The following is a 20,876-nucleotide window of genomic DNA, read 5'->3' as shown; positions in this document are numbered from 1 at the left end:
CGGAAGCGTTAACTAATGTCGTTTTTATTCACGCGGGGATGCGTGAGGATCTATCAGTTGAATGGTCACTCGCTGGCCAGCAGCGTGCTCACTTAGGCTTACTGGCGCATGTTCACCATTTGGCCATACCACGCGATGATTGACAGCAGGTGCCCCTACCCTCAACACATACCGGTTATTGGTGACAGGCTCGTTAATGGCATTAATCCAGTAACCGCCTTCACCGTCAGAGACCTGCTCGCCGCGGCCAAAAATATGCCCAAGCCCTGCGGCAAAGTCGGGTTGATGGCTACGCTCCAGTTGCATGACACCCGCCGCATTACGATAGCAGTCCAACACCGTGAAATGCTCAACGGAGTGCTGCCACTTGATACACCAGCGACCGCCAGCAGGCACCGCTGCATCCACCAGAGTGTCGCCCTGCTCAGTCACCACGGCTAAGCGCATAAACGCAGACGCCGAAGCGGGGGAGGCCCCCACTTCGGCGAACGGACAACATGCAATGAGTAGCGCCACCAGTCGTTGCTGCCACTGCATGGCAATATCCTTCAATGCACTTTAACGATTACGGACGCAGACGATCCGGGATTTCGGCACCCACTTCTTCGAAATAGCGCAACGCACCTGGGTGTAACGGCACCGGGGTAGAGTCCATGGTGAACTTAACGGTGGTGTCGTTCGCCGCCGGGTGAACCGCAATCAGTTCGTCAGTATTTTCGAACAGCAGTTGGGTCAACTGGTATGCCAGCTCTTCGTCCATCTCAGAGTTAACGACGAGCACGTTGGGGATACCGATGGTCTGTACGGCTTCATCCATACCGTCATACATACCGGCGGCAAGCTCGTAGGGGGCGAACACTTCCTCTTCAGCCTGAGCATTAGCCACTTCTTCATCAGACAAGCTAATCAGACGAATATCGCGTGTTGCTGCCAGGTTAAGAATCGAGCTGGTCGGCGGCCCAACGCTCCAGAAACCGGCGTCGATATCGCCATCGCGAATGGCATCAGCGGTTTCGTTGAAGTTAAGGCGCTGGGGTGTGAAGTCCTCATAGCTGATGCCATTGGCTTCCAGCAAAGCACGAGCGTTTAGCTCGGTACCGCTACCCGGCGCACCGACGGAGACGCGCTTGCCTGCCAGATCAGCAATCGTTTCGATATCCGACTCGGCCAGCGTGACCAGCTGTACCGCGTTGGGGTAAACCGAGGCGAGCGCACGGATGTTTTCAACCTGGCGTCCTTCAAAGTCATCCGTGCCGTTGTAGGCTTGATAGACCGTATCGGCCAGTGCCAGGGCAAGGTCCGCATCGCCGCGCATGATCAGGCCCATGTTCTCAACCGAGGCACCGGTCACTTCAGCGGTCGCCTGAGCGCCTTCGATATGGTTGTTGATCATTTCGGCAAAACCACCACCGATAGGGTAGTAAACGCCACCGGTACCACCCGTCGCGATTGAGAGCTGTTGAGCGCTTGCTGGAAGCGCGATCGCTAGCACAGATGCGGCAGCTGCCGTGGTGTATAGAGAGCGTAGAGTTCGCATGAGCGTTTCCTCCGTCCTGCTTGGACTTATAGGTATGGTTGACGATAAAGGAAGTGTTGAATCCCTGCTTCGGCTTGCCACTAACAGGCAACCGGAAGTGGTGAAGGAGAAGTTAGCACGGCTAATGCGTTAGATGCTAATAGGAGGTTATCAGCGCTGCAGGGGCGTGACCGCCCAGCCGTTGAGTCAAAAAGCGACGTATTAACATCATGAAACGCTGCATAAATGTCTTACACTGTGCCAAATTGTTAATATTTATTGATAATGACCGTCAATTCCCCGCCTCACTTTTATTATTGATTCAGGACAGGAGCCACACTGCTATGGAGCCCGGTTTTAAAGCGGAAACCAGTCGGGAGAAAGACGCGCCGCGGCAAAATCTCGCCATCAGCGCCTACCGTCAACTTAAGCATGACATTATTCGCGGCCGCTATGCGCCGGAACAGAAGCTATTGATGAGCCGTCTGAAAGAGCAGTACGGCGCCAGCACCGGGCCACTGCGGGAAGCACTCTCACAGTTGGTCGCTGACCGCTTGGTGGTGGCCATTAGTCAGCGCGGCTACCGGGTAGCGCCAATGTCGCTGGCCGAGCTCAACGACATTTATGACGCCCGCGCACAGCTCGAAGGGCTGATCCTGCGCTTGGCTATCGAACGCGGCGACGATGACTGGGAAGCCACCGTGCTGGCCACCGCGCATCGGCTGGCCAAGGTCACCGACATCAACACACCCGACGACCTGCTAGATATCTGGGATCAGCGCCACAAAGCGTTCCATACCGCCATTGCCAGCGGCTGCAACTCCCCTCACCTGTTGCAAATGCGCAATACTCTGTTTGATCAGGTGGAGCGCTACCGCCACCTGTGGCTCCAGGAAACGGTGATGTCGTCTAAAGCGTTAGAGCTTAAACGCCAGGAGCATGCCGCCCTGGTGGATGTCATTCTGGCTCGTGACACTGCGCAGGCTGACACCTTAATGCGCGATCATTTGATGACCCCAGTACCGATTATCACTCGTGTCCTCGAAGCACGAGGCATCAGTTAAATTCTTCGTTTTAAAAAAATGTAGATATTTTTAAAAAACGGCGATACATTGACTGCAAGCTATTTTGCCTCTATTCCTAACCACTTTCCGAGGAATCCACGCCATGACGCATTTCAACTGGGACGACCCGCTACTTCTGGAACAACAGCTCACCGATGAAGAGCGCCAGATTCGTGATGCGGCCTACGACTACTGCCAGGAAAACCTGCAGCCCCGCGTACTGACCGCCTTCCGTGAAGAGCGTTTCGACCGCGAGATCATGACCGAAATGGGCGAGCTTGGTCTGCTCGGCGCCACCGTATCCCCCGAGTATGGCGGTGCAGGCGTTAACCATGTCGCTTACGGTTTGATTGCCCGTGAAGTCGAGCGCGTGGACTCCGGCTATCGCTCCGCCATGAGCGTGCAGTCATCGCTGGTGATGTACCCCATCGAGACTTACGGTTCTGAAGAGCAGAAACAGAAATTCCTGCCCAAGCTTGCCAGCGGCGAGATGGTCGGCTGCTTTGGTTTAACCGAGCCCGATCACGGCTCCGACCCCGGCAACATGATTACTCGGGCGGAAAAAGTCGACGGCGGCTACCGCCTGACCGGCGCCAAAATGTGGATCACCAACAGCCCGATTGCTGATATTGCCGTGGTCTGGGCGAAATCAGCGGCCCACGACAACCAAATCAAAGGCTTCATCGTCGAGCGCGGCACCGAAGGCTTCACCACTCCCAAAATAGAAGGCAAAGTTTCGCTACGCGCCTCAATTACCGGTGAGATCGTGCTGGATAACGCCTTCGTTCCCGAAGAGAACCTGCTGCCCAACGTTAGCGGCCTTAAAGGCCCGTTTGGCTGTTTGAACAAAGCGCGTTACGGCATCGCCTGGGGCGTGATGGGCACTGCGGAGTTCTGCTGGCACGCAGCGCGTCAATACACCTTAGACCGCAAGCAGTTTGGCCGCCCGCTTGCTGCTAACCAGCTGATTCAGAAAAAGCTCGCCGATATGCAGACCGAGATCACCCTGGGCCTGCAGGCCGCATTGCAGGTAGGTCGCTTGATGGATAGCGGCAACTGGGCACCGGAAATGGTCTCGCTAATCAAGCGCAATAACTGTGGCAAAGCGCTGGATATCGCCCGCCAGTCCCGGGATATGCACGGCGGCAACGGCGTTTCTGATGAGTACGGTGTTATTCGCCACATGGTCAACCTGGAGTCGGTGAATACCTACGAAGGCACCCACGACGTGCACGCGCTGATTCTGGGTCGCGCGCAGACCGGCATTCAGTCGTTCTTTTAATCACCGCATCTTGCTTGACCACTTGTCACTTATTAACGGAGCCTCTATGAGCGAGCTAACCAAACCACTGGCCGGTATTAAAGTACTCGATATTTCCCGGGTGCTGGCCGGGCCTTGGTGCGGACAAATGCTTGCGGACATGGGGGCGGACGTAATTAAGGTTGAGCGCCCCGGTAGCGGCGATGACACTCGCCACTGGGGGCCTCCGTGGCTCGCGGGCAGCGAAGAGTCGGCCTATTACCTATGCGCTAATCGGGGTAAACGCTCGGTAACCGTTGATATGGCCAAGCCCGAAGGCCAAGCGGTGATTAAACAGTTGGTCGCTCAATCAGATGTGTTGATAGAGAACTTCAAGGTCGGCGGCCTGAAACGCTACGGTCTGGATTACGCCAGCTTAAAGGCGCTTAACCCCAGGCTGATCTACTGCTCGATTACCGGTTTTGGCCAGGAGAGCCCCTACGCTCATCGCGCTGGTTACGACTTTATGATCCAAGCCATGGGCGGGATCATGAGCCTAACCGGTAAACCCGATAGCGAGCCCGGTGGTGGCCCAATAAAAAGCGGCGTCGCCTTTACCGATATTTTCACCGGCCTGTATGCCGCCAATGCAGTATTGGCAGCGCTTTATCAGCGCCGCGATAGCGGTGAGGGCTGCCATATTGATATGGCATTAATGGATGTTCAGGTGGGGGTACTCGCCAACCAGGCGCTCAACTACCTAACCTCGGGCAATGTCCCCCAACGGCTGGGTAACGCCCACCCGAATATCGTGCCTTACCAGGCGTTTGCCACCCAGGATGGCCATATGATTATGGCCGTTGGCAACGACGAACAGTTCAAGCGTTTTTGCGCTGTGCTTTCGCTACCGGCGTTGGCCGAGGATCCCCGCTTTGCCACCAACGGCGCTAGAGTTAATAACCGCGCGCTTCTTGTACCGCAGTTGGAAGCCGCATTAGCCCAGCGCAGCACTGATGAGTGGCTAGCCGCCTTTGAAGCCGTTGGCGTGCCCTGCGGGCCAATTAATACGCTGGATCGGGTGTTTGACGACCCCCATGTGAAAGCCCGGGGGCTTAAGCAGACCCTGCCTCACGATCAAGCGGGTCAAGTAGATCTGGTCGCCAACCCTATCCGTTTTAACGGCGCCCAGATGAGTGCCACCACAGCACCGCCCCATCTGGGCCAGCACACTGAAAGCGTACTAGAGGAACTTGGCATTACCCTCGAGCAGCGCAGAGCACTTCGCGATGCTGGGATTATTTAGCAACGCCAATAATTACTTTTCCCCTCCTTAGCGCCTCACCCGGCGCTTTTTTTATGCCGTTAAGTGCCGCCGGGGTTGCGAGCCAGTAGACAAAGAGCAATTGGTTGGTACGTCACAACAAATAGCTATACAAAACCTGTGCAAAAAACACCTCAACATATAAGCTGTTTAACGTTGAATGCTTCGATCTAGGCTTCAGGCATTATGCTTTCTCATATGATGACATTAATAGCGACATACGATCCCCTACCCAGGAGCAGCTATGAGCCAGTGTGCCCGCGTTAATGACCGTTGCAAACGCTGTGAAGGCGACTTGCCCTTCGAGTTCACCATGGCTTTTCAGCCCATTGTGGATCTGACGCTGGCGAAAATCGTTGCCTACGAAGCACTGGTGCGTGGCCCACAAGGTGAATCCGCCTGGAGCGTTATTTCACAAGTCACGGATGATTTGCTGTATCGCTTTGACCAAGCCTGCCGAGTGAAAGCGATCGAAATGGCCAGCGCACTGGATATGCAAACCGACCTGTCGATCAACTTCTTACCCAACGCCGTTTATGAGCCGGAAGCCTGTATTCAGGCGACGTTAGACGTTTCCAAGCGCGTGGGCTGGCCCACCCGTCGACTTATTTTTGAGATTACCGAAACCGAACGCGTCCGTGACCGGCAGCACCTACGCAATATTATTGATGCTTACCGCTCCATGGGCTTCAAAACGGCGCTCGACGACTTTGGCAATGGCTACGCGAATTTGGACTTACTCACCGATTTAACGCCGGACAAGCTCAAAATCGACCGTGAACTGGTGATGAACTGCGATAGCGATTGTCGCCGCCAAGCGCTGTTAAACGCGATTATATTACTGGCACAAGAACTGGGTACAACGTTGATTGCCGAAGGTGTGGAGACCCGCGCTGAAGCTTTATGGCTGACCCGCGCCGGTATTGTTCGTCAGCAGGGATTCTATTTCGCCAAACCCGCGATTAATTCCTTGGGCGCCGACATCACTCCCCTATTAGTGGGCTTAAAAAGTGAAGCAGAAAGTAGTTCAGGAGCGGTGAATGAAAGAGATTAGCCCCGACCAACTTTACAAGTTGTTTAACCGCTCAAAGCGCAATACCGAAAACGTTATCAAAGCGGCGCCGATTGGAATCTGTATCACGACCCCTTCTGGCCACTTTGAAATGGTCAATCCCGCGTATTGTGAGTTTTATGGCTACCAGCAAGAAGAACTTTTAGGCCAGCACTTTACCCAAGTCGTCCCAAAAGAGAACCGGGCGATTTTATCGGCCCTGCATGACGAATTCATGCGAGGCAACGAGAGCCAGGAACTGCGCCAAGAGTGGGACGTAGTCGTTAAAAGCGGCGAGAGGCGCACCGTTATCGCCGAAGCTGCGCGCATCGAAGCTGACGATGGAGAGCCGCGTAAAGTCACTTTTATAATCGACATTACCCAGCGCAAGCAGCTCGAAGAGCGGCTGAAGCAGGCCAATGAACGCCTAGATCATCTTGCCCATCACGATGAACTTACCGAGCTGCTCAATCGTCGTGCCGGCTTGCAGCGTCTGGATGAAGAAATTCAGCGCTTTAAACGTTATGGGACGCCCTTCAGTATCGCCATGTATGACCTGGATGACTTTAAGACCCTAAACGATACCTATGGGCATAGCGCGGGCGATAGCGTTCTTCAGCAGATCACCGCGTTAGTAAGCGACATACTGCGAGACACCGATTTGCATATTCGTCTAGGTGGTGAAGAATTTTTGATCATTATGCCGGGCGTAAACGCCCAAGAGGCCTATCTGGGTATGGAACGCGTTCGTGAAAGCGTGGCGCAACCAACCTTTACCGAGCATCAATTAACGGTAACGCTCTCCTCCGGGATCGCCAGCTACGCTGATGGCTCGGGCTCAAGGCTACTTGATCGTGCCGATAAAGCTATGTATCAAGCTAAACAAACGGGGCGCAATCGTGTTGTCATTGCCTCGTCATCAATGTAATCAAAGCTATTAAGCACTATGCTTGTAAGTACGATTCTTGTAGGTACTACTCTTGTAAGTACTATGCTGAAAGATCATTCCACATCAATTAGGAAGTAAGCCATGAGCAGCAATGCCGAATTGAACGAGCTGAAACATAAATACGTCGCTGCTGGCGCCGCTAGCCCCGCGACGGCTTTCGCCGACCACGCTGAAAACGCTGAAATCTGGGACGCGGACGGCAACCGCTTTATCGACTTCGCGGGTGGCATTGGCGTACTCAACGTAGGTCACCGTCACCCTAAAGTGGTCGCGGCGGTAAAAGCTCAGCTCGATAAGCTGATGCATACCTGCCAAACGGTCATGCCTTATGAAGGCTACGTTAAGGTCGCGGAAAAGCTCAGTCACATCGTTCCAGTTCGTGGCCATGCCAAAGTCATGCTGGCCAACTCCGGTGCGGAAGCGCTGGAAAATGCGGTCAAGGTCGCCCGCGCCGCCACTGGCCGCTCCAACGTTATCTGCTTTGATGGCGGCTATCACGGCCGTACCTTCTACACTATGGCGATGAATGGCAAGGTAGCCCCTTACCAAAGCGACTTCGGCCCGATGCCGGGCACCGTGTTCCGTGCGCCCTACCCAGTGCCCTACCACGGCGTGAGTGAAGACGAAGCCATTCGCGGCCTGAAAATGACGCTGAAAACCGATGCCAACCCCAAAGACACCGCGGCTATCGTACTCGAGCCAGTGCTTGGTGAAGGTGGTTTCTACCCAGCCTCTACCAGCTTCCTGACCAAGGTGCGCGAAATCTGCGATGAGCACGGCATGCTGATGATCATCGATGAAGTGCAGTCAGGCTTTGGCCGTACCGGCAAAATGTTTGCCATTGAGCATAGTGGCGTTGAACCGGACATTATGACCATGGCCAAAAGTATGGCCGACGGCATGCCGATCTCTGCCATCGTAGGCACTGACAAGGTGATGGACGCTTCAGGCCCCAACTCGCTGGGCGGCACCTACACCGGCAGCCCCACCGCTTGTGCGGCAGCGTTGGCGGTCATGGAGGTATTTGAAGAAGAGAACATTCTGGAGAAGAGCCAGGCCCTGGGCGACAAGCTGGCCAAGCGCTTCAATCTGTGGGCCGACAAGTTTGATTGCATCGACCACGTGCGCAACATGGGCGCCATGGCAGCATTTGAGCTGGTGTCGAATAAGGCCGATCACACGCCTAACCCTGAGCTCGCTGCCGCGCTGTGCAAAAAAGCCCGCGAAGAGGGCTTGATCCTGCTCTCCTGCGGCATGTACGGCAACACCATCCGCTTCCTGATGCCTGTCACCATTCAAGATGACGTGCTCAATGAAGGCTTGGATATTATTGAGTCCTGCCTGGATTCCCTGGTGTAACGCCAAGCTAACTGACGTTAGTGCAGACGTGAACACAACGCCGCCCAATTTGGGCGGCGTTTTGATTTAACGAGGTCGACGATCACCTTCAAGGAAATTCGCCGTAAATACCGCTTTTCCATGGGTCTCAAACGACCACTTCATCACCTCGCTTAGCGCTGCCATCACGGCATCGAACTCGCCAAATACCTGAGTGCTCATACGGTTGGGATGTACTTCCAATCCCGTTGCCTCAAGACGTTTCACCACCTCTTTGACCACCGGCTTAAAGTCATCGGCCAGTGGGTAGTAGCTAAGCTGTACGGAAAGATACATAACGCCTCCTTACGCTGTGTTTGATGCTCTGTTAGCTGCAGACAATCGCTGCCAGGCAGCCAAAATAGCGGCACGGGTCTCATCCGGATGCTCCATTGGGAACATATGCGTGCCCGGGACTTCGCTTACCGTTAGGCCCTTTCGCTTCAAACGCTTGATGCGCGAAGCGGTCAGCAGATGAGACTCTTTGCCTGCCACTAGTTCTAAGGGCACGCCCAACCTCTGAGGCAAACGCGAGAGGTGATCGGGTAAATGACGGAAAATTTCCACCTCTACACCTGGATCAAAGGTCAGTTCAGCACTGCCGTCATCTAACAAGCGCGTTCCTGCTTCAATGTAGTCGTTGAGTGCTTCCGGGGTAAAGCGACGAAACAACCCCCGTCTCCCCAGCGAGGTCGCCATTGACTCGCGGCTCGGCCAAACAGTACGCCGCCCCAAGGTTTTCCCTGCGGGTGTGACGCGATCCACAAAACCAAACCGTTTGGCGGCTTTCATTGCCCAAGCATCGGTACCCAGCATCAACGGCGGGTCGAGCATGATCACCCCGCAGAAGCGTTCGGGGTGTTTATCGGCGGCCATCGCCATCAAGGTGCCCCCCAGCGAATGCCCTACCCCCAGCAGCGGCGTATCGCTTTCGGGTAGATAGCTCAGCAACTCATCGACCAGATTGCCCCAGTTGTGATTAACCGGGTAATCAGGATGGTGACCCAAGCGATCCAAAGGGTGCAGGTCAAAGGTTTCAGCCAGTGGATTCAGCAGGCTGCGATAGCTTAGCCCTGGAAAACCATTGGCATGGGCAAACACTAAACGGGGACGTTGGGTAGCATTAGCAGACATGGCAAGGCTCGCGCGTTAAAAAAGGCAGGAAGACGGCTCATGTGAAACTTATTTATTTACGCCGCCTATCATACATCTGTTTTAACGCGCTCCTGTATGAGCGTCAATGACCAGAAGTGTTAACAGGCTAATTAAAACAGCGACAGCTGATGCTCTTGGCTGTTTTCCGCCAGCCGGTAGCCCACACCCAGCAGACGCACGGGCCGTTCGCCTCTGGCCCAGCCAACCTTCAGCAGGCTTTCAAACTGTTCAAGGTTGGGCGCTGGGTCGGCGTGTTCGACGGTGGTTTGGGTGAAGTCATTAAATTTCACTTTGACGATCAACCCGCGTACCGCCAGCGGGGGGTCAATCCGGGCGTAGCGGCGCTCTAAATCCTCAATCAGTGCGGGCAATTCACGATGGCAGGCTTCAAGATTGGGCAAATCCTGGGCGTAGGTCTGTTCGGTGCTGACCGACTTACGCTCCCGATGGGTTTTCACCGGGCGCTCATCCCGCCCCCAGCTTAGCTCATGCAACCGACGTCCAAAACGGCCAAAGTGTTCCACCAGTTCCGTCAAGGTGCGGCTACGCAGGTCAGTGCAGGTGTGGATATCCAACCCCGCCAGCTTTTCCGCGGTGCGGGGGCCAACGCCATGGATTTTTTTCACTGGCAGTTGCTGCACGAAGCTGTCGACCTTGTCCGGGGTAATGACGCAGAGGCCATCAGGTTTATTCCAGTCGCTGGCGATCTTGGCCAGAAACTTATTGGGTGCCACGCCTGCTGAAACGGTAATCCCCACTTCGCGACTCACCCGCTCACGGATCGCTTCGGCCATCAGCGTGGCGCTGCCGTGATGCAGCGTCACCTCAGAAACATCCAAAAAGGCTTCATCCAGGGAGAGCGGTTCAATCAGCTCAGTCACATCACGATAAATGGCAAAGACCTGGCGGGCGACCTCTTTGTATTTGGCCATCTCACCGCGAATCACGGTGAGGTGTGGGCAGCGCTTGAGCGCTTGGCCCATGGGCATCGCCGAATGGATGCCAAACTCGCGGGCAGGATAGTTACAGGTGGCGACCACCCCGCGCTGCTCGACGCTACCGCCAATGGCAATCGGTATATCTCGCAACGCGGGGTTATCGCGCATTTCCACGGCTGCATAAAAGCAGTCACAGTCGCAGTGAATGATTTTGCGCACCAGCTACCCGCCTAACTGTAAAAAAACACAGTCTAGCATAGGCGCTATGTACCACAGAAGGTTCTTAGCACCTGCTCATTTTCCGTCGCAGGTGCTGCCAAACGGCGCGCTTCAACCGATTCATCGAACGGCTTGGTCACTACTGCCAATAACGTATGGAAAGGCGCAAAATCACCGTCGTAAGCGGCGTCAATGACTTCTTGAACCCGATGGTTGCGGGGAATAATTACTGGGTTGGCGTGACGCATGGCAGTGAACCGTTCGCCATCTTGATTGGCCACTTGCTCTTGCTGCCAGGTATCCAGCCAGGTTGATAATTCATCGGGCTGCGTCGTCAGCGCCAGCAGCGCCTCCCGATGCTCATCACTCAGCGACGAGGCGTATTGGGTGAGCGCATCAAAGGTCGCGGTCATGTCCATCCGCCCCTGATGCATCTGGCTTTCCAACCCTTCCATCAGTGGCACGGCCTGGTCACTTTCTGTTGCAAGGCCGAGTTTATCGCCGTGCAGGCGACGCTGTTCGGCGCTGAACAATGGCTCAAAGCGGCGAATGACATCGGTGGCCTGCTCCACCAACGCCTCTCCCTCTTTATTCATTAACGGCAGCAACGTTTCGGCAAAGCGCGCCAGGTTCCACTGGGCTATCGCCGGTTGGTTATCAAACGCGTAGCGCTTGCCCTGGTCGATGGAGCTGTACACCTTCTGGGGATCAAACTGCTCCATAATGGCACAGGGGCCGTAATCGATGGTTTCCCCGGCAATGCTGCAGTTATCGGTATTCATCACGCCGTGGATAAAGCCAATGCTCATCCAGCGGGCAATCAGCACCGCTTGGCGGGCCACTACCGCTTCCAGCAGGGCTAAGTAAGGATCTTCGGCGTTGGCGGCCTCCGGGTAGTGGCGCTCAATGACATGATCCGTCAGCGCTTTTAGCAGTGCCTCATCTCGGCGCGCGGCGGCGAACTGGAACGTGCCAACGCGGATATGGCTGCTAGCCACGCGGGTAAACACTGCGCCAGGTTCTGCCATTTGGCGTACCACTCGCTCGCCGCTAGTCACCGCTGCCAGAGCGCGGGTAGTGGGAATGTTCATGGCGGCCATAAACTCGCTGACCAAATATTCACGCAGCACCGGCCCAAGTGGCGAGCGGCCATCGCCACCGCGGGAGAACGGCGTGCGGCCGCTGCCCTTTAGCTGCACATCGCGGCGCACACCGTTCTGGTCGATCACTTCGCCCAGCAGCAGCGCCCGGCCATCGCCCAACTGCGGCACAAAGTTACCGAACTGATGGCCTGCGTAACCCAGTGCGCCCGGCTTAGCATTTGGAATGGGCTGATTGCCGCTGAACCATTGTGTAAGCGTTGCTGAGTCAGGAATCTCTTTTGCGCCCAGCGCTTCAGCAAGCGAGGCATTAAAAGCAATCAGCTCAGGCTGGGTCACGGGCGTTGCTTGGGTAGCGACCCAAAGGGGCTCCGGCAAGGTGGAGTAGAGATGTTCAAATTGCAGCACGATAGGCTCCGCTTTTAGTGGCAATGACTATCTAATACCCTAGCATTCTACTCAACTAAACGCCGAGGCGATGTTACCAAACATGCCAAATGTTAAAGACAGCATGCTACCTCCCCTCTCACGGGATTTTTATAATCGCGACACCCTTGAGGTAGCGAGCGACATGCTCGGCTGCTGGCTGGTGCGCGAACATAACGGCGAGCAGATGGCGGCAAGGATTGTTGAGACAGAGGCCTATTGCGGCGCTGAAGACTCCGCTTGCCATGCCCACCGCCGCCGCTCTCCGCGAACAGAAGCCATGTTCGGGCCTGCGGGCCACGCCTATGTCTATCTCGTTTACGGCATGCACTGGCTCTTGAACGTAGTCACCGAGCCAGAGGATTCGCCCTGCGCGGTGCTGATTCGTGCGGTTGAGCCCACCGCGAACGAAGCCGCCATGCGTGCCACCCGTCAAGCCGCGGGTAAACAACTCAGCAATGGCCCCGGCAAGCTCACGCGAGCTTTAACCATTGATAAAGCGCTGTATGGCCATGATATGACCCAGGCCGACAAGCTGTGGATTAGCGCAGCAACGCACGACGCCAAGATCGCCAGAGGCCCACGCGTGGGTATCGATTACGCCCAGCCAGAGCACCGCGACGCGCCATGGCGACTCTGGCTAGAAGATAATCCGTGGGTATCCAAAGCCCGCTAGCGCGTAAGAATTGGCTAAGCGCCCTTTAAGCTACGAACAGCCTGCTCAAGTACCGGCGTTAGCGGCGCCCGCCACTGGTGGGTCAATAGTGCATCCGCCCGAGTCACGCCGAGGGAGAGCGACGCCAGCGGTATTCCCCGATCATGGGCGGTGCGGCAGAAGCGGTAGCCGGAAAACACCATTAATGACGTTCCCACGGCCAGCACTGCATCCGACTCGGCCAGTGCTACCTGTGCTGCCAGCCGCCGTTCGGCGGGCACTACATCGCCGTAGAACACTACATCGGGTTTTAAAATACCGCTGCAGCGCGGACAGTCGAAAATGCGAAAGGTACTAAAGTCGGTTTCCAGATCAGCGTCGCCGTCTGGGGCGTGACCGGCCTGCAAACCTGCAAAGCTAGGATTCATGCGCGCCATTTCGGCATGCATGGCGTGGCGCATCATTTGATAGTCACACACCATGCACTTCACCATGTCTGCCCGGCCATGCAGGTCGATCACCCGGCGTGAACCAGCACGTTGATGCAAGCGATCAACGTTTTGGGTCACCAGTTGCTGGATATAACCCTGCGACTCCAGCGCGGCCAGCGCACGGTGAGCCCCACTCGCCTGGGCTTCGCGCATGGCGCTAAAGCCGATCAATGCCCGCGCCCAATAGCGCTGGCGAACGTGGTGAGAGCTCATAAAGTCGCCATGCTGCACCGGGGGTGGCCGCTTCCATTGGCCATCCGCATCGCGATAATCGGGAATACCGCTGTCGGTGCTAACACCCGCACCGGTAATCACCCACAGCTTGGGGTGCTGCTGAATAAAATCAGCCAGCTCCTCTCCAGCCTGAACAGTGCTTTCTGCAATTTCCACGGCCTGCGTCAATCGTTCACCTCTAGGCAATGTGGTTCAAACTCAACGATACTGTAGTGCAACAGCGGGCCATGCAACGCCCCCTTCAACGGTTATTGTGCACCCAGGAGAGTCTCTTATGCAGCACGATCATGACATTATTATTGTCGGTGGCGGCATGGTGGGCGCGGCGCTGGCCGCGCGCGTGGGTCATGCAGGTTTCTCTGTTGGGCTGGTAGAGAAAGGCGGCGAGCCAAGCGAGCCCTGCGGCGACTATGATCTGCGGATCTCGTCACTAAACGCGCGTTCACTAGCTTTTGTGAAGGCCAGCGGCACAGCGCTCCCTGAAGAGCGCAGTTGCCCGTTCCGGCATATCGATGTCGCCAACCAGGACGGCACCGGCCACGCGCTGTTCTCCGCCGCCGATAGCGGCATGGATGACTTCGGCATCTTTATTGAAAACCGCGCTCTGCAGTACGCCCTGTGGCAGCGCTTGGCGCAGTTGCCCAGCGTTACCTGTTACACCCACTGTGCGCCACTGAGCACCATCGCGGCCACCTCTGCCCGCCAGCTTGAACTGGATAACGGCCAGACACTGAGCGCGCCCCTGGTGGTTGGGGCTGACGGCGCCCGCTCGACCCTACGCGAGCTAGCCCAGATTTCCGTGGAGAGCTACGACTACCACCAGCGCGCCATGATCATTAACGTCGAAACAGAGCTGCCCCAGCAAGACGTTAGTTGGCAAGTTTTTACGCCAACCGGCCCAATTGCCATGCTGCCGCTACCCGGCCACCGCGCATCGCTGGTGTGGTACGACCATGAAGACGCTACCCGCGCCCGGGAGGCGATGGATAACGAGACGCTAAAAACCGCTATTGAGGGCGCCTACCCCCGTCGCCTAGGCAATATCACCCGCGTGGTCGCGCGCGCCAGCTTCCCGATTAAGCGCCAGCACGCCAAGCGCTATATCGGAAAGCGTTTAGCGCTAATAGGTGATGCGGCCCACGTGGTTCACCCGCTGGCAGGCCAAGGGTTAAATATTGGCCTGCACGACGCCGACACTCTTGCCGAGATTATTATCCAAGGCCGCGACCCCGGCGACTACCTCAACCTGCTGCGCTTTGAGTGCCAGCGCCGGGCGGCTAACCAGGCGATGATAGCCGCCACCGACAGCTTCCACCACCTGTTTACCGGTGCCAAACCGCTTCGCCAGTTAGGCGATTTAAGCCTGCAGCTCGCCGAGCGCTTTCCGTTCGCCAAGCGCATGATGATGCAGCAAGCCAATGGGTTGAATCCGTTTAAGATGCTCTAGACGTTGATAACCACCTCCTATTCCCGCAAATGGAGAAGCCAAACATGCAGCGGCGGCCATCGTGGCCGCCGCTGCATAGGGGCGTGAGTGTGTTTCAGCCGATTAGGTTTCCGGGTGTTTAGGTTTTCGGGTGTTTATGCTTTCAGGTGTTTATCCAGAAACTCACGCATCAGCGGGATAATGACATCTCCATGGGTTTCCAGGGCAAAATGCCCGGTGTCGTAAAAGCGAATGTCCGCCTGCGGTAGATCTCGCTTCCAGGCTTCCGCCCCCGGCGGAAGAAAGAACGGATCATGCTTCCCCCACACCGCGAGCAGCGGCGGTTGCTGCTCCCGAAAGTAGGCCTGGAATTCGGGATACTTCGCAACGTTGGTTGCGTAATCCAGCAGTAAGTCGAGCTGGATATCAGCCATGCCAGGTTGCGATATCTTAGCCCCTTCCAGCGTATAGGCGTCCGGCGCTACGACACTGGTATCGCTTACGCCCTCCACGTACTGCCACTTGATCGACGCCGGTGTCGGAAAGTCGCTCAGGGCCTCACGATTCGCCTGCGAAGGTGTATTCCAATACGTTTGAATGGGCTCCCACCCTTTTGAAAGCCCCTCCTTATAGGCATTGCCGTTTTGCGAAATGATAGCGGTGATTTTTGATGGGTGAGCCACCGCCAAACGCCAACCAACAGGGGCACCATAGTCGTGAACGGCGATGGCATAACGCTCGAGCTTCAACTGCTCAGTAAACTGATCAATCGTCTTCGTCAGGTTGGCAAAGGTGTACTCATACTCACCGCGTGCCGGTGACTGGGTAAAGCCAAACGCTGGCAAATCCGGCGCCACGACGTGATAGCTATCGGCAAGTGCCTCAATCACATCCCGCCACATATAAGAGGAGGCAGCAAACCCGTGGAGCAGCAGCAGAGTCGGCGCCGCCGGATCCCCCGCTTCACGATAGAAAACCTCCACATCGCCGACTTTCTCGAATCGATAATGAACCTGCCCAGCTGCCAAGCCAGAGGAGTGCTCAGCGCTGGTCGCCGGTGCTTGCTGGGTAGTCGCAAAGACCGAGGTATTTTTAGATGTCATGAATATACTCCTTAGTAACCGTTAATATCAATTTTTGAAGGTTACAAAGAATAATAGTAACCTGTCAAATATCGAATTAAGGGTTACTCAATATGGCATCAAAAATTACGCCTCCGTTTATCGCTAGCAATCTCGCCATCGATTTCATCAACACGCAGTTTGGCGTAGGGGAGGAGCGGCAAGAGTGCCTGGAGGACGACCGCAGTGTCATTGCGTGGCTCCAACAGGCGGACGTGTTATCGGAGGAGTGTGAAAGCCCCCCAGCTGGAATAGTCCATCTTGCGCGGGAACTGCGCGACAACATGCGGGATCTCCTGATCTCCGCACAGCAAGGGCGGGCCGCGGATCCCTCAGTGGTGAATCACGTACTGGAACGGGGTTATCCCTTAGAGAAAATCGAATGGCAGCCAACGGTGTCCGCGTTCCAGAAAAAAACCTATCAGCGCAACATGGAAAGCGAGAGCCTATTGCAGCCAGTCGTTTCCGCGTTAGTCCAATTGCTTACCGAGGAAGATCTACAGCTGGTGAAAGAGTGCGAAGCCTCAGACTGCGTTCTACTGTTCCACGATCAAACGAAATCGCACCGGCGCCGCTGGTGTAGCATGGCCTCCTGCGGAAACAGAATGAAAGCGGCAGCCCATCGGGCTAGGAAAAAAACGACATAGTTGCTACGACGTTAACTACCCAAGCGCTTCCACTGACTATGCTAAGAGGGATGACCACTGCTGGTGGCCAATAACAAGCACAATTAACCCTCGTATAAGGCAACCCTATGACCTTCACACGACACACGGTGATCACGGTAACGCTATGTTCCAGCCTTGGCCTGCTCTTGGCCTCTCCTCTTTGGGCTTGGGATGGCATCGTCGAGAAGCAAACCTTTGAAATGGAGAGCTTCACTACTCAGGGCGGCGAGACAATTCCCAACGTGACAGTGGGTTGGGAAGCCTACGGCGAACTCAACGACGCCCGCGACAACGTTATTTTAATCACCCATTTTTTCTCAGGCACCAGCCATGCGGCAGGCCGCTATGAAGCAGATGGCGAGCCGACCGGCTACTGGGACGCGATTATTGGCCCCGGAAAACCACTGGATACCGATGAGTACTACATTATCTCTTCGGACACCTTGGTGAACCTCGGTGCTAACGACCCCAACGTCACCACCACCGGCCCCGCCTCAATCAACCCTGACACCGGCGAACCCTGGGGGATGGATTTCCCGGTCGTCACCATTCGTGACTTTGTCGAGGTACAGCGCGAGCTACTTGAAAGCCAAGGTATTGACTCGCTGCATGCAGTGATGGGGGCCTCCATGGGCGCGCTACAGGCGATTGAGTGGGCCAGCGCCTACCCTGACAGAGTTGAGCGTCTTATCTCCGTGATCGGCGGCGGCGTTGCCGCCCCCTGGCTGCTGGCAACGCTAAGCGCCTGGGCAGCGCCGATTAGACTGGATGCCAACTGGAGCGAGGGAAACTACTACGACGGCGAGCCCCCCACCGAGGGGCTAAAAGAAGCGCTAAAGCTGGTGACACTCAACGCCAACCATTGGCAGTGGGCCAACGAAACCTTTAACCGCGATTGGGCCGATGAAGAGCGCGACCCAGCTCAGGATATCAACGCCCACTACGCGATCGAGCAAACGCTGGATGATGTCGCCGCCGCACGCGCCGCCACCTCTGATGCCAACCATCTGCTCTATCTGGTGCGCGCCAACCAAACCTTTATCGCAGGCCACGGTGATTCGTTAGAGGAAGGACTTGCGGCTATCGAGGCGCCCACGCTAATGCTCTACAGCGAAAACGATCTCGTCTTCGCCCCTGAAGGCGTGCGCCGCACTGGGGAGTTGATTGAGGCTGACGGCACCGAAGTGACGCTTGAAACACTGGATGGCAACCGAGGCCATTTGGATGGCGTTGTCTCTATCGACCAAGCGAGTGATACGTTGCGGGCATTTTTGCAGTAAGGAGGGGGAAGCGCTGGCCTCCCTGGGAGCCAGCGCGCTCACTCAATAGGATGCTCGAACGTGTTCAGAATACCGCCAACCGAGATATGCAAAACTACATCCTCAATCCAGTGGATGAATATTGTCTAGCTTAACTGCGTAGCCGTACCGGTGGCAGCAGGTGGTTGAGTGCGGGCCGGTAGCACACTTGGCGTTGTGAAGAGTGCCCATATTGCTTTCTCACCCTTGGCGCTGAACACAATGACCCGGGAGTTCTTTGCTCGCGTTGTCCAGCCAAGCGCCTCTATACGGCTTAGCAGTGCAGCGCCGAGGGCTCCCGCCAGATGGTCTTTGCGCTCACTCCAATCGAGACATCCCCTACAAAATGAGCGCTTTGAAGACGCAACTTCATCGGTGTCGATGCCTAATTGCTGAAACCAAACGCGCCCATACTCGTTGAGCTGCAACCCTCCCGAGTGCAGTTGAAAAATACCGGCCTGAAGCATCTGCTCATATACCCATACACCCAACTCTCCAGCAAGGTGGTCGTAACAGACACGGGCCTTACGAAGGGCGGGGTCACGCGGCCCGGTAACAAAATTGACACCTTCGCCTCTGACAGCGAGGCCCATTAGCGTCTCCAGGAGTTCAGCCACATGCGGGCCTGCAAGCCTGAAATAGCGGTGGCGGCCCTGCTGTTCTACAGTCACAAGCGCTTCGTCTAGCAGCTTGCCCAGATGAAAACTCATGGTCTGCTTGGTAACACCGGCCATATTGGCCAGTTCAGTTGCGGTCAGCGCACGACCGGACATTAAGGCGCAAAGCACCTCCGCCCGAGCGTTATCGGCGATAAGTGCGGCGACACGCACGATGTTAGGGCTTTCACTCATCATTCGATCCTCGTCGAACCACCCAGGGCGGTAATTCCTTATCTTCCATATTAGCTTTTCGCATTAACCTTCCAAGGAGATAACCACATGAGTATAACCTGCGTCATCCGCTACGAGATCGATCCCTTCCAGCTCAGCACCTTCAAGCAGTACGCCGAGAACTGGGGGAAAATCATACCGCGCTGCGGTGGCCACCTCATCGGCTACTTTCTTCCTCATGAGGGTACAAACAATGTTGCCTGGGGCCTAATTGCATTTGAGAGCCTGGCTGCCTACGAAGCCTACCGAGTGCGACTGAAGAGTGACGATGAGGGCCACGCGAACTTCACTATGGCTCAAGAGCGCAGGTTTATCCTCAAGGAAGAGCGCAGCTTCGTCGAAGTGGTGGACGGCACGCTGGGCATTGAACCCATCAATAAGGAGGGTGCTTTATGATCGCCGTGATATTTGAGGTACTTCCCAATACGGATCGAAAACAAGACTACCTGGATGCCGCTAACGCTTTGCGCCGCCACCTGGAAGAGATCGACGGTTTTATATCGATAGAGCGCTTCGAGAGCCTTACGCATCCTGGAAAAATTCTTTCGCTCTCTTTCTGGCAGGATGAAGAAGCCATAAGAGAGTGGCGGACACTCGAACCTCACCGATCTGCCCAGAAAGCAGGTCGGCAGACGATCTTTGCCGACTACCGGCTCCGCGTCGCCACCGTTATCCGAGACTACGGGATGAACGACCGGCGCGAAGTGCCTGAGGATTCGCTTCAAGCACACCCATCGTAGCGCGGAGCGAGCTTTCCTTTCGCCGCCGATGGTCCAACGCTTTTACGTTCATAGTCCTAGTCTTTGTCTGAAAAGTCGGCGAGCGCAGCTAGTTTTCAGACAGAGCCTAAAGCCCAATTTGCCTCAATCAACAAACATGACGCGGGTATGGTTAGGGAGCTCTTCAAGCTCAAATAAAATGCCTATCAGTTTATTTTTCACGCCCCTCTTGACCTCAACCTAAGTTGAGGTTTCAGAATAGCCCTACGTCAAAGCCAACCCAAGCTTATCGCTTCAGATAACATTTTTATTATAAGCGTGTAACTAAAACCAAACCAACGCCCATGAAAAAATCAATCCAGAGGATTTTAAAATGAAAGTACTTGCCTTCGGCGCTAGCAACAGCAAAAACTCCATTAACAAAAAGCTGGCTCTTTATGCAGCGCAACAGATCAACAACGCAGATATTTCGTTAATCGACCTTAACGATTTTGAAATGCCAATATTTAGTCAAGACAGAGAAAAGGAGTCTGGCATCCCTGAATTGGCGCATGCTTTTTATAATGCTATCGGTGAGGCAGATGTCATTGTCATGTCATTCGCGGAACACAACGGATCCTATACGTCAGCCTATAAAAATCTATTTGACTGGACATCACGAATAGATATGAAAGTATTTCAAAATAAACCCGTTCTTATGCTCTCTACCTCCCCTGGCCAAAGTGGGGCACAAAGTGTCTTAGCTTCCGCACAAGCGTCAGCGCCCTATTTTTCAGCAACCGTTATAGGTGCGCTTTCCTTACCAAGCTTTTTCGACAACTTTGATTTAGAGCAGAGTGTCGTTACTAATCAGCCATTTAACCGAGACTTAATGGGCCTGTTGAGTAACTTTTGATTTTATCTATTTTGAGAAAAACTGTTTACAGTTTGGCACCCTCAGGTGCTATAGATACTTATAGCGCCTGCCATCACCGGTCACAAACCGGTATGAAACGGAGATCGTGCACCCGCTGCGAGG

Annotated in this window: 22 protein-coding genes; 13 read left to right on the top strand and 9 right to left on the bottom strand. The window is 55.4% G+C overall.

What is annotated here, in order from left to right; genetic code table 11:
* Nucleotides 1-24: 24 nt before the first annotated feature.
* Entirely contained in the window at nucleotides 25-537 is a 513-nt protein-coding gene (locus ACFIOZ_RS03590) for a DUF1850 domain-containing protein (protein WP_386082337.1), read from the bottom strand.
* Nucleotides 538-565: 28 nt separating this feature from the next.
* Nucleotides 566-1,537, bottom strand: a complete 972-nt coding sequence (locus ACFIOZ_RS03585; RefSeq protein WP_386082336.1) for a TAXI family TRAP transporter solute-binding subunit — start codon at nucleotides 1,535-1,537, stop codon at nucleotides 566-568.
* 323 nt (nucleotides 1,538-1,860) lie between these two features.
* Between ACFIOZ_RS03585 and csiR the strand changes: the two genes are divergently transcribed.
* The 6 genes from csiR (at nucleotide 1,861) to gabT (ending at nucleotide 8,500) form a co-directional block, all read left to right on the top strand.
* On the top strand, nucleotides 1,861-2,580 hold the full coding sequence (gene csiR / locus ACFIOZ_RS03580; RefSeq protein ID WP_386082335.1) for a DNA-binding transcriptional regulator CsiR: 720 nt from the start codon (nucleotides 1,861-1,863) through the stop codon (nucleotides 2,578-2,580).
* Nucleotides 2,581-2,683: 103 nt separating this feature from the next.
* Nucleotides 2,684-3,862 (top strand): acyl-CoA dehydrogenase, encoded by a 1,179-nt coding sequence (locus ACFIOZ_RS03575; RefSeq protein ID WP_035576748.1) that lies wholly within the window; start codon nucleotides 2,684-2,686, stop codon nucleotides 3,860-3,862.
* Between the two features lie 46 nt (nucleotides 3,863-3,908).
* Nucleotides 3,909-5,123: a CaiB/BaiF CoA transferase family protein gene (locus tag ACFIOZ_RS03570; RefSeq protein WP_386082334.1), complete on the top strand. Its 1,215-nt coding sequence runs from the start codon at nucleotides 3,909-3,911 to the stop codon at nucleotides 5,121-5,123.
* A 262-nt stretch (nucleotides 5,124-5,385) separates the two neighbouring features.
* Nucleotides 5,386-6,195 carry an EAL domain-containing protein gene (locus ACFIOZ_RS03565; RefSeq protein ID WP_386082333.1) on the top strand — a complete coding sequence of 270 codons (810 nt, stop codon included), beginning with the start codon at nucleotides 5,386-5,388 and terminating at the stop codon, nucleotides 6,193-6,195.
* Nucleotides 6,182-7,120: a sensor domain-containing diguanylate cyclase gene (locus ACFIOZ_RS03560; RefSeq protein WP_386082332.1), complete on the top strand. Its 939-nt coding sequence runs from the start codon at nucleotides 6,182-6,184 to the stop codon at nucleotides 7,118-7,120. The genes ACFIOZ_RS03565 and ACFIOZ_RS03560 overlap by 14 nt, the downstream gene beginning before the upstream one ends.
* A gap of 102 nt (nucleotides 7,121-7,222) precedes the next feature.
* Complete coding sequence (gabT, locus tag ACFIOZ_RS03555; RefSeq protein WP_386082331.1) at nucleotides 7,223-8,500, top strand: 4-aminobutyrate--2-oxoglutarate transaminase; 1,278 nt, start codon at nucleotides 7,223-7,225, stop codon at nucleotides 8,498-8,500.
* Between the two features lie 66 nt (nucleotides 8,501-8,566).
* Here gabT and ACFIOZ_RS03550 read toward each other — a convergent pair whose 3' ends face one another.
* The 4 genes from ACFIOZ_RS03550 to ACFIOZ_RS03535 form a co-directional block, all read right to left on the bottom strand.
* Nucleotides 8,567-8,815, bottom strand: coding sequence for a YkoF family thiamine/hydroxymethylpyrimidine-binding protein (locus ACFIOZ_RS03550; RefSeq protein ID WP_113268657.1), 249 nt, complete (start codon nucleotides 8,813-8,815; stop codon nucleotides 8,567-8,569).
* 9 nt (nucleotides 8,816-8,824) lie between these two features.
* On the bottom strand, nucleotides 8,825-9,652 hold the full coding sequence (locus tag ACFIOZ_RS03545) for an alpha/beta fold hydrolase (RefSeq protein ID WP_386082330.1): 828 nt from the start codon (nucleotides 9,650-9,652) through the stop codon (nucleotides 8,825-8,827).
* A 131-nt stretch (nucleotides 9,653-9,783) separates the two neighbouring features.
* Nucleotides 9,784-10,830, bottom strand: coding sequence for a DNA polymerase IV (dinB, locus tag ACFIOZ_RS03540; protein WP_386082329.1), 1,047 nt, complete (start codon nucleotides 10,828-10,830; stop codon nucleotides 9,784-9,786).
* A gap of 44 nt (nucleotides 10,831-10,874) precedes the next feature.
* Nucleotides 10,875-12,338: a protein adenylyltransferase SelO gene (locus ACFIOZ_RS03535; RefSeq protein WP_386082328.1), complete on the bottom strand. Its 1,464-nt coding sequence runs from the start codon at nucleotides 12,336-12,338 to the stop codon at nucleotides 10,875-10,877.
* Between the two features lie 82 nt (nucleotides 12,339-12,420).
* Here ACFIOZ_RS03535 and ACFIOZ_RS03530 point away from each other — a divergent pair, with 82 nt between their 5' ends.
* Nucleotides 12,421-13,032: a DNA-3-methyladenine glycosylase gene (locus ACFIOZ_RS03530; protein ID WP_386082327.1), complete on the top strand. Its 612-nt coding sequence runs from the start codon at nucleotides 12,421-12,423 to the stop codon at nucleotides 13,030-13,032.
* 14 nt (nucleotides 13,033-13,046) lie between these two features.
* On the opposite strand, the gene ACFIOZ_RS03525 is transcribed toward ACFIOZ_RS03530, so the two are convergent.
* Complete coding sequence (locus tag ACFIOZ_RS03525; protein WP_386082326.1) at nucleotides 13,047-13,904, bottom strand: NAD-dependent protein deacetylase; 858 nt, start codon at nucleotides 13,902-13,904, stop codon at nucleotides 13,047-13,049.
* 106 nt (nucleotides 13,905-14,010) lie between these two features.
* On the opposite strand from ACFIOZ_RS03525, the gene ACFIOZ_RS03520 reads away from it, so the two are divergent.
* Complete coding sequence (locus ACFIOZ_RS03520) at nucleotides 14,011-15,183, top strand: UbiH/UbiF/VisC/COQ6 family ubiquinone biosynthesis hydroxylase (RefSeq protein WP_386082325.1); 1,173 nt, start codon at nucleotides 14,011-14,013, stop codon at nucleotides 15,181-15,183.
* 134 nt (nucleotides 15,184-15,317) lie between these two features.
* Here ACFIOZ_RS03520 and ACFIOZ_RS03515 read toward each other — a convergent pair whose 3' ends face one another.
* Nucleotides 15,318-16,265 (bottom strand): alpha/beta fold hydrolase, encoded by a 948-nt coding sequence (locus tag ACFIOZ_RS03515; RefSeq protein WP_386082324.1) that lies wholly within the window; start codon nucleotides 16,263-16,265, stop codon nucleotides 15,318-15,320.
* Between the two features lie 92 nt (nucleotides 16,266-16,357).
* On the opposite strand from ACFIOZ_RS03515, the gene ACFIOZ_RS03510 reads away from it, so the two are divergent.
* Nucleotides 16,358-16,930: a CGNR zinc finger domain-containing protein gene (locus tag ACFIOZ_RS03510; RefSeq protein ID WP_386082323.1), complete on the top strand. Its 573-nt coding sequence runs from the start codon at nucleotides 16,358-16,360 to the stop codon at nucleotides 16,928-16,930.
* A 107-nt stretch (nucleotides 16,931-17,037) separates the two neighbouring features.
* A complete protein-coding gene (locus ACFIOZ_RS03505) occupies nucleotides 17,038-18,231 on the top strand; it encodes an E22 family MetX-like putative esterase (RefSeq protein WP_386082322.1) in 1,194 nt (397 codons plus the stop codon).
* A gap of 125 nt (nucleotides 18,232-18,356) precedes the next feature.
* On the opposite strand, the gene ACFIOZ_RS03500 is transcribed toward ACFIOZ_RS03505, so the two are convergent.
* Complete coding sequence (locus ACFIOZ_RS03500) at nucleotides 18,357-19,100, bottom strand: ArsR/SmtB family transcription factor (RefSeq protein WP_386082321.1); 744 nt, start codon at nucleotides 19,098-19,100, stop codon at nucleotides 18,357-18,359.
* Between the two features lie 87 nt (nucleotides 19,101-19,187).
* On the opposite strand from ACFIOZ_RS03500, the gene ACFIOZ_RS03495 reads away from it, so the two are divergent.
* From ACFIOZ_RS03495 to ACFIOZ_RS03485, 3 genes are all read left to right on the top strand, one after another.
* Nucleotides 19,188-19,535 (top strand): NIPSNAP family protein, encoded by a 348-nt coding sequence (locus tag ACFIOZ_RS03495; RefSeq protein WP_386082320.1) that lies wholly within the window; start codon nucleotides 19,188-19,190, stop codon nucleotides 19,533-19,535.
* Nucleotides 19,532-19,879, top strand: coding sequence for an antibiotic biosynthesis monooxygenase family protein (locus tag ACFIOZ_RS03490; protein WP_386082319.1), 348 nt, complete (start codon nucleotides 19,532-19,534; stop codon nucleotides 19,877-19,879). The genes ACFIOZ_RS03495 and ACFIOZ_RS03490 overlap by 4 nt, the downstream gene beginning before the upstream one ends.
* A gap of 352 nt (nucleotides 19,880-20,231) precedes the next feature.
* Nucleotides 20,232-20,753 (top strand): NADPH-dependent FMN reductase, encoded by a 522-nt coding sequence (locus ACFIOZ_RS03485; protein WP_386082318.1) that lies wholly within the window; start codon nucleotides 20,232-20,234, stop codon nucleotides 20,751-20,753.
* Nucleotides 20,754-20,876 lie beyond the last annotated feature (123 nt).

Origin of the sequence: Vreelandella sp. F11 (assembly GCF_042466685.1) — a bacterium.
Lineage (GTDB): Bacteria > Pseudomonadota > Gammaproteobacteria > Pseudomonadales > Halomonadaceae > Vreelandella.
The sequence above is the reverse complement of the archived record's forward strand: the minus strand, read 5'-3'. Positions and strand labels throughout refer to the sequence as shown.

What these genes read in the sequence shown, in the direction of transcription:
- gabT (WP_386082331.1), top strand. Translation starts at nt 7,223, where the DNA reads ATGAGCAGCAATGCCGAATTGAACGAGCTGAAACATAAATACGTCGCT.
- ACFIOZ_RS03520 (WP_386082325.1), top strand. Translation starts at nt 14,011, where the DNA reads ATGCAGCACGATCATGACATTATTATTGTCGGTGGCGGCATGGTGGGC.
- ACFIOZ_RS03495 (WP_386082320.1), top strand. Translation starts at nt 19,188, where the DNA reads ATGAGTATAACCTGCGTCATCCGCTACGAGATCGATCCCTTCCAGCTC.
- ACFIOZ_RS03585 (WP_386082336.1), bottom strand. Translation starts at nt 1,537, where the DNA reads ATGCGAACTCTACGCTCTCTATACACCACGGCAGCTGCCGCATCTGTG.
- ACFIOZ_RS03570 (WP_386082334.1), top strand. Translation starts at nt 3,909, where the DNA reads ATGAGCGAGCTAACCAAACCACTGGCCGGTATTAAAGTACTCGATATT.
- ACFIOZ_RS03575 (WP_035576748.1), top strand. Translation starts at nt 2,684, where the DNA reads ATGACGCATTTCAACTGGGACGACCCGCTACTTCTGGAACAACAGCTC.
- ACFIOZ_RS03550 (WP_113268657.1), bottom strand. Translation starts at nt 8,815, where the DNA reads ATGTATCTTTCCGTACAGCTTAGCTACTACCCACTGGCCGATGACTTT.
- ACFIOZ_RS03500 (WP_386082321.1), bottom strand. Translation starts at nt 19,100, where the DNA reads ATGAGTGAAAGCCCTAACATCGTGCGTGTCGCCGCACTTATCGCCGAT.
- ACFIOZ_RS03545 (WP_386082330.1), bottom strand. Translation starts at nt 9,652, where the DNA reads ATGTCTGCTAATGCTACCCAACGTCCCCGTTTAGTGTTTGCCCATGCC.
- ACFIOZ_RS03565 (WP_386082333.1), top strand. Translation starts at nt 5,386, where the DNA reads ATGAGCCAGTGTGCCCGCGTTAATGACCGTTGCAAACGCTGTGAAGGC.
- ACFIOZ_RS03530 (WP_386082327.1), top strand. Translation starts at nt 12,421, where the DNA reads ATGCCAAATGTTAAAGACAGCATGCTACCTCCCCTCTCACGGGATTTT.
- ACFIOZ_RS03485 (WP_386082318.1), top strand. Translation starts at nt 20,232, where the DNA reads ATGAAAGTACTTGCCTTCGGCGCTAGCAACAGCAAAAACTCCATTAAC.
- ACFIOZ_RS03505 (WP_386082322.1), top strand. Translation starts at nt 17,038, where the DNA reads ATGACCTTCACACGACACACGGTGATCACGGTAACGCTATGTTCCAGC.
- ACFIOZ_RS03510 (WP_386082323.1), top strand. Translation starts at nt 16,358, where the DNA reads ATGGCATCAAAAATTACGCCTCCGTTTATCGCTAGCAATCTCGCCATC.
- csiR (WP_386082335.1), top strand. Translation starts at nt 1,861, where the DNA reads ATGGAGCCCGGTTTTAAAGCGGAAACCAGTCGGGAGAAAGACGCGCCG.
- ACFIOZ_RS03515 (WP_386082324.1), bottom strand. Translation starts at nt 16,265, where the DNA reads ATGACATCTAAAAATACCTCGGTCTTTGCGACTACCCAGCAAGCACCG.
- ACFIOZ_RS03560 (WP_386082332.1), top strand. Translation starts at nt 6,182, where the DNA reads ATGAAAGAGATTAGCCCCGACCAACTTTACAAGTTGTTTAACCGCTCA.
- ACFIOZ_RS03490 (WP_386082319.1), top strand. Translation starts at nt 19,532, where the DNA reads ATGATCGCCGTGATATTTGAGGTACTTCCCAATACGGATCGAAAACAA.
- ACFIOZ_RS03590 (WP_386082337.1), bottom strand. Translation starts at nt 537, where the DNA reads ATGCAGTGGCAGCAACGACTGGTGGCGCTACTCATTGCATGTTGTCCG.